At 25.4% G+C, this 6,753-nt stretch carries 8 protein-coding genes; all 8 read right to left on the reverse strand.

Annotated elements, in window-relative coordinates; all coding sequences use genetic code 4:
- Window positions 1-190 precede the first annotated feature (190 nt).
- Window positions 191-499, reverse strand: coding sequence for a hypothetical protein (locus tag D9R21_RS03775; protein ID WP_126821163.1), 309 nt, complete (start codon window positions 497-499; stop codon window positions 191-193).
- A gap of 17 nt (window positions 500-516) precedes the next feature.
- The gene (locus tag D9R21_RS03780) at window positions 517-1,098 is read right to left on the reverse strand and encodes a thymidine kinase (RefSeq protein ID WP_126821164.1); all 582 of its coding nucleotides are present in this window, start codon (window positions 1,096-1,098) and stop codon (window positions 517-519) included.
- Between the two features lie 2 nt (window positions 1,099-1,100).
- Window positions 1,101-2,063: a DHH family phosphoesterase gene (locus D9R21_RS03785; protein ID WP_126821165.1), complete on the reverse strand. Its 963-nt coding sequence runs from the start codon at window positions 2,061-2,063 to the stop codon at window positions 1,101-1,103.
- A gap of 13 nt (window positions 2,064-2,076) precedes the next feature.
- Window positions 2,077-3,999 (reverse strand): hypothetical protein, encoded by a 1,923-nt coding sequence (locus tag D9R21_RS03790; RefSeq protein WP_126821166.1) that lies wholly within the window; start codon window positions 3,997-3,999, stop codon window positions 2,077-2,079.
- Between the two features lie 178 nt (window positions 4,000-4,177).
- Window positions 4,178-4,483, reverse strand: a complete 306-nt coding sequence (gene rpmE / locus D9R21_RS08320) for a 50S ribosomal protein L31 (RefSeq protein WP_126821167.1) — start codon at window positions 4,481-4,483, stop codon at window positions 4,178-4,180.
- 83 nt (window positions 4,484-4,566) lie between these two features.
- Window positions 4,567-5,211: a nitroreductase family protein gene (locus D9R21_RS03800; protein WP_126821168.1), complete on the reverse strand. Its 645-nt coding sequence runs from the start codon at window positions 5,209-5,211 to the stop codon at window positions 4,567-4,569.
- A gap of 28 nt (window positions 5,212-5,239) precedes the next feature.
- On the reverse strand, window positions 5,240-6,037 hold the full coding sequence (locus tag D9R21_RS08325) for an FAD-dependent oxidoreductase (RefSeq protein ID WP_334199037.1): 798 nt from the start codon (window positions 6,035-6,037) through the stop codon (window positions 5,240-5,242).
- Window positions 6,038-6,134: 97 nt separating this feature from the next.
- On the reverse strand, window positions 6,135-6,578 hold the full coding sequence (locus D9R21_RS08335; RefSeq protein ID WP_241568730.1) for an FAD-dependent oxidoreductase: 444 nt from the start codon (window positions 6,576-6,578) through the stop codon (window positions 6,135-6,137).
- Between the last annotated feature and the right edge of the window lie 175 nt (window positions 6,579-6,753).

Consider the following 6,753-nt stretch of genomic DNA (forward strand, 5'->3'; position numbering starts at 1 on the left):
TTTTTGAGCAATAAAACTTATCTTATTATTTTTAACTTCTTGTACTATCATTTTTCTAAAATCTGCTGTATATTTATTAAATTTTTGTCCTTTTCTTGCCATATAAAAATGCACCTCCTCTAAAAGTTTAGTAAAGTTCTTTTTTAATTTTACTTACTTTTTGGGGTGCAGTCTAATAATTAATGACTTTTTACTGATTTGAAATTAATGTTTGAAATTTTGGCAAATTTTTTAATTGGTCAACTAAAGTTAAACGATATTCGCAACTTTCAAATGTTTTTTTAATGGGATGTTTATGAATAATTTTTTGGCTAATTTTAAAAACATTACCATTAACAATCACATTGTCATTTTCCTTAATTAATAAGTCTTCTAAAATTATTATTTTGGAATTAATTGGCAAATTTTCAACAAAATGAGCTTTAATTTTTTTTATATTTTTTGTCTTACTATTTATAATAAAATAAACTTCAGCATTTAATCCACTTTTTGTTAACATTTTTTCCCCCTACATTATTATGTTACTTCATGACAATGACGACAGCGAGCTTCATATTTATCCTTTTCACCAATTAAAACAATTGGATCATAATAATTAGCTGGTTTCCCATTAATTAAACGTTGAGTTCTATTTGCTAAATTTCCACATTTAACACAAATTGCATGCAATTTCTTAACCTCTTCTGCTCGTGTCATTAATTGTTCAACATTAATAAAAGCTTCACCTCGAAAATCTTTATCTAAACCATTAACAATAACAATAATTCCTTTATCTGCTAAAGAATCAGCAAGTTTAACAATATTATTATCAAAAAATTGGACTTCATCAATCCCAACAACATTTGTTGTTGGTTTAAGGTTTGTTAATAACTCTTCAGAATTCTTAACTGATATTGCTTCAACTGCTTTTTTGCTATGACTAACAACTTGGTTTTCACTATAACGATTATCAATTGTTGGTTTAAAAACTTGAATTTCAAATTTAGCATAACCTAGGCGAACTAAGCGGCGAATAAACTCTTCGGTTTTTCCAGCAAACATACAACCAGTGATAACTTCTATTCAGCCTATTTGAGCTTTACTATTTAAAAAATACATTCTTAACCTCCCATATATTTAATGTTATTTTTAATTACAAAACTTAAATCTTTTAAAACTCGTTCTAAATCTTCTCACTGATAAATTTTTGCACCGCTTGCTAACTGATGACCACCACCACAGTACTTTTCTGCTACTTTATTAATAATATAAGTATTACTACGAATGCTAAGGTTTATATAACCCTCTGCTTTATTTTCAATTACTAACATTCAAATTTTAAATTCTTTAATATTACTCATAATATTAACCCATGGTTTAACAGTCTCATAACTCATATTATGTTCTTTTAACATTTCATCAGTTATCTTAACATAACTAATTTCTTTATCATAAATAACTACTTGCGATAACAAATAATTTTTAAAGCGTACATTAACTCATGATTCTTCATATAAATTTTGATAAATTGATTGCAAATCAAAACCTGTCGCAACTAATTGCCCTGCTAACATAAAAGTATTGTGGAAAGTTTTACTATACATAAAACGATTTGAATCTGTTACAATTCCAGTAAAAATTAATTTGGCTGCCTCTGGTGTTACTATTAATTTTGATGTTAAAACTAACTCAGCAATCATTTCTGAAACTGCAATTTTAGTTTCATCAATTCATTGTATATCACCAAATGGCGTAACATTAGGATGATGATCAATTTTAATAACTTCTTTTGCTTTCTGCCAATATTTACTATCAATTCGTTCAATGTTCGCTGTATCAGTCACAATTACTAATGCATCTTTATAATCTTCTGCTTGAATAAGATCAGGTGTTGCTAAGAAGGCTAAAAAATCATTTGGTGCACCATCAACTAATACCCTCTTATTTGGAAAATTATCTTTAATGAATTGTGCTAATCCAAATGCTGAACCATATGCATCACCATCTGGTGAAATATGACGTAAACAAATAATTGTCTTATAATCTTTAATTTTTTGTAAAATAATTCCTTTTAAATATTGCATTTGTTTTCCTCGCTTATATGTTAGCAACTAAATTATTGTTAACTTTATCATAAACTAATAGTGCATTCTTTTCAAAATATATTGTTGTTGTTTTTTTTAAATTTAGTTCTTTTTCTGTAAAAATTTTAAAAATAACTTCATCATTAACTTCAAAAAAGCAAACAATTGATTTAAAGACTTTTTTAATTGACTTAACATGTCCTTTATATAATAAATGTAAATCTTTGTTAAATTGCTTTGTCTTTTGGAATGAGATTAAGTTTGGATTAACTGCTAAATAATATTCTTTTTGATCAATTAATTTAGTTCCTTTAGGTAATTTAATCTTAATTTTTTCATTTTCTAAAACATTTTCTGCTATAGAATATTTCATGCTAAAAACATTTTCTGAACTATTATACATTATTTGATATAAATTAATTGTATTAGGTAAAAATTCAGCATGATTTTTTGACATCAACTTGTAATTATTATCCTTATCAAAAAATAATAATTGTGTAACATAATTTTTAATATTCTCAATGTTCTTTGTTAAAACTAAAAAAGTTAACTGTGGATTATAGTTTTTTAAACTAAGTAAAATTTCATTTAATTCATTTGCTTCATTATGAGTTAAATTGTCAAAAGTATTATGTAAAATAATTAATTCTTTCTTACTTAAAATGGCATTAATCAATCTAATTTTAGTATGATCAAAACTACTTAAATTTTTAGTAAGTTTAAATCAATTCATTTTAATATTTAAATTACTCATTAATTTTTTAACTTCTTCAAAAGCTTGATTATAAACTGTTACAACTTTTTCATTTGCTTCTTCAATAGCAATTGAATTATCTTTTTCACGAGTTTCTAATGTATTATTTAATAATTCCAAATGATATTTATGAAAATATTCTAAAACTTTTCCCTTAATAATTGTTGCTTCATCTGGTAATAAATTTGCAATTAATTGTTCTTGTTTTTGATTATAGTTAAATCATTGATCTTCTGATAATTTTGTTCAAGTAATTATATTTGAGGAATTACTTTTATTTAAAATTCCTTTAATAACACTCTTATTTTTACTATCTTTTAAAACCATATTTATAACATTAAGACGATATTTTTTTAATGCTTTTCGTGCTTTAATTAAAAGATAACGTTCATATGTAATTTCAGTCTGCAATATTTTTAAATACTTTTCACAAACTAATTTTGCCCCAATAAAACCAAAACTTTTATCTTTAAGTTTTCTTTTTTTAGCAATTTCATAACAATCACACAAATAATCTAAGTCAGAAATATAATAAATTTTATCTCATAAAGCTTGTAAAAATGCAAGATAACCTTCATATACACGAATTTCTTCTCTTTTATAAGTATAAGTATGTAAACTTTGAATAAAAATTGAATCTTTATCATCATCTAAGATTTTACTAATTTCTTTTTTATGGAATTCACTAATTTTAGTTAAATAAGTCTCAATTCATTCTTCTTTAATATGAATTGAATTATTAAAATATTCATTAATGATTTTATCTATTTTTAATATTAAATCTTGTTTATTTAAATCATTACCAATAAAAACTAAATTTTTATAAAAATATTTATTTTTATTATATTTTAATGAACTATCATGTAAAAATTTTGGCGTTTTTAAAATATGATAAGCCAAGCGTAATTTTGTTGGTAAAAAAACTAATCTTAATGGGCCAGGTGATACATAACCAATTCTACGTTCTTTTGGTAATAAAGTTGTGATATTTCTATTGTTTAAATAAATTTTTCCATTACGTGGTTTTTTCTTTCCTAATAACAATTTTAAAAAATATAATTGTGAAAACTTATTCTCAAAATGAGTCCCCAAAATTTCTTGACTATCAACACTAAAATTTAAATCACTAAAAATAATTTTTTTATATCGTTTATACTTTAAATTATTAATTTTCAATTCCATTAAAATACCACGCTCCCAATTAATTTTATTATACCCAAATAAAAATAATAAAAAATAGTTATTGTTAAGTTAAACTTATATTTCCGATAATTTTTGAAAAATTATGTTTCTAATTTAATAAAATTACATTACAAAATATCAAAAAAACCTTTATCTTTTTAAGATAAAGGTTTACCAATTATTCTGCTTTTTGTTCATCAGATTTTGGTTTCGCTGTTTTTTTGTTAAGTTCTTTTTGTGCTTTTGATGCTTTTTCTGTTTGTTTTACTAACTCTTCTTTTTTATTAAATTTAGATTTAAATCGTTCAACACGTCCGGCTGCATTAGCAAACTGTTGACTTCCTGTATAGAAGGGATGGCATGAAGAACAAGTATCAACTTTTAATTCTTCTCCTTTAGTAGAACCACTTATGTACTCAGTTCCACAAGTTGTACACATAATTTTAGTATCAAAATATTTTGGATGGATTCCTTCTCTTGCCATATAACTCACCTCACTTTTAATAATATGACTGCATATTATTTGCACGTAAATAATGATAACACATATTTAAACAAAAACAAAGATTATTTAATAATCTTTGCAAATTCATTAAAATCAATTCTAACACGTGGCATTGTTGCTTTATCATCATCTTCATCATAGTATCCTAACGCTAAAGCTAAGACTTTATGATATTTTCCTTGATCAAACGTACAATGTTTTGCTAATAACTCATCACATTTTTTTGCATCAAAACCACCCATAATAGTAGTTCCTATTCTTAAATCAGCAGCTTGAATTGTAATAAAACTATTTACAATATGAGCTTGTTCTGAAACAAACGCAGAAAGATGTTCTTTTTGTTGCAAAAAAGTTTGATATTTTTTAATTGCTTTTTCTAAATCATCTGCTTGATTAATAACTCGTTCTAAGCGTTTTGTTAAAAATTGAGTTGAAACTAAATAAGATGGATTAGTACCCGTAATAAGCATCATACAACTAGCATTTTTGACTTTTTCTTGATTTCAGCCAAGCATTGCTTCATCAGCAAATTTATTTTTTAATTCTTGATTTGTAATACTAACAACATTAGTTACTTCAATTCCTAATGAACAAGGTGCTAAGCGCCCTGCTTCAAGTATTACTGTTAAATCTTCTTGATTAATTACTTTTTCACTATTATATTTTTTAATAGTTTTTCGTCAATTAATTGCATTTTTTACTGTCATTTAATATTATTATCTCCTTTAATTTTTATTACTCATTAATTTTTGTCAAAGCAACGTTTAATACATCAACACTTTTTGCAAAAGGAGGTGAATATGGTAGATCTAAATACTCAATTTCACCAATTTTAGTTTTTGTTCAAATAATTGGGATTAAAGCATTGATTCTTAAACTAGCTTTATTATAACCAAAAATTTGTGCACCAACAATAATTTTATCTTTTTGGTCATAAATAATTTTAATTGTTACTGGCTTCGCATCAGCAACATAGTGTGTATGATCTGTTCCATTTACAACGACCTCTTTCACATTAAAACCATTCAAAATTGCTTGTTCTTTTGTATATCCTGTTCGAGCAATTTCACTTTCGAAAACCTGCATAATACTTGTTTCAATTCCACCAGGAAAATGATCTTTCTTTCCCGCTAAAATATTACCTATAACCTTACCATTTTTGGCTGCAATTGTTGCTAACGACATATAATTTAATTTATTATCAATAATATTTTTTGTCATCACACAATCACCTACAGCATAAACATCTTTAATATTTGTTTCAAATTGGTTATTCACTAAAATTGCCCCAAATTCATTCATTTTTAAATTTGTTGTTTTTAAAAAATTAGTTGCTGGAGTAACCCCAATTGCAACTAATACTAAATATGTTGCAATTTCTTCTTCCGGTGATAATTTAATTTTTGTTACCTTATTATTTTCAACAACAAGTTCTGTTACTTTGGTATTTGTTTTAATTTTAATTCCTTTTTTTCTAAATCATTTGCTAATAAATGTGCAATATCTTCGTCAAGCAATTTTCATGAAATTCATTTGTCAGCTTCAATTAACGTAATTTTTTTTCTTGCCAAGCCAAAACTTTCACAAAATTCTAATTCAATAAAACCTCCGCCAATAATAGTAACATTTTTTACTTTTTTAAACGTGAACGTAATTCAATGGCAGCTTCCAAGGTTGTCCCTGTAAAAACATTTACAGCGTCTTCTCCTGCTAAATTTAAACGACGTGGTGTTGCTCCAACACTAATAATTAATTTGTCATAATTATCAATAAATTCTTGGTTTGTATTATAGTTAATTCCGTAAATAGTTTTTGTTTTAAAATCAACGCGTGTTATTTCACAACTAGTTTTAACAAGAATCCCCCGATTTTGAAATTCTTCAACAGTTCGTGCAATCATTCTTTCTGCATTGTCAAAATGTTTTCCAACATAATAAGGAATTCCACAAGCTCCTAATGATGGATATTTAAACTTTTGATAAGCAATAATTTCAACATCATTTTTTAACATACGTTTTAATTTACTTGCTGCTGTCATGCCAGCTGTTGAACCACCAATTACTATTACTTTCACATTTTTCAACTCTCTTTCTTCTATAGTAATATTATAACCTTAGATTATTAAAATAAAAATAAAGGACTAGGCCTTTTACAATGTTTCTTTTAACTGAGAATATGAAATAAAAAACCTTTCTAGGTTATTATTAAATATATAAAGTTAGGAGAAACATTTTTTATATGGCAAAGGG

It is taken from the genome of Spiroplasma endosymbiont of Megaselia nigra, from assembly GCF_003987485.1.
Taxonomy (GTDB): Bacteria; Bacillota_I; Bacilli_A; order Mycoplasmatales; family Mycoplasmataceae; genus Spiroplasma.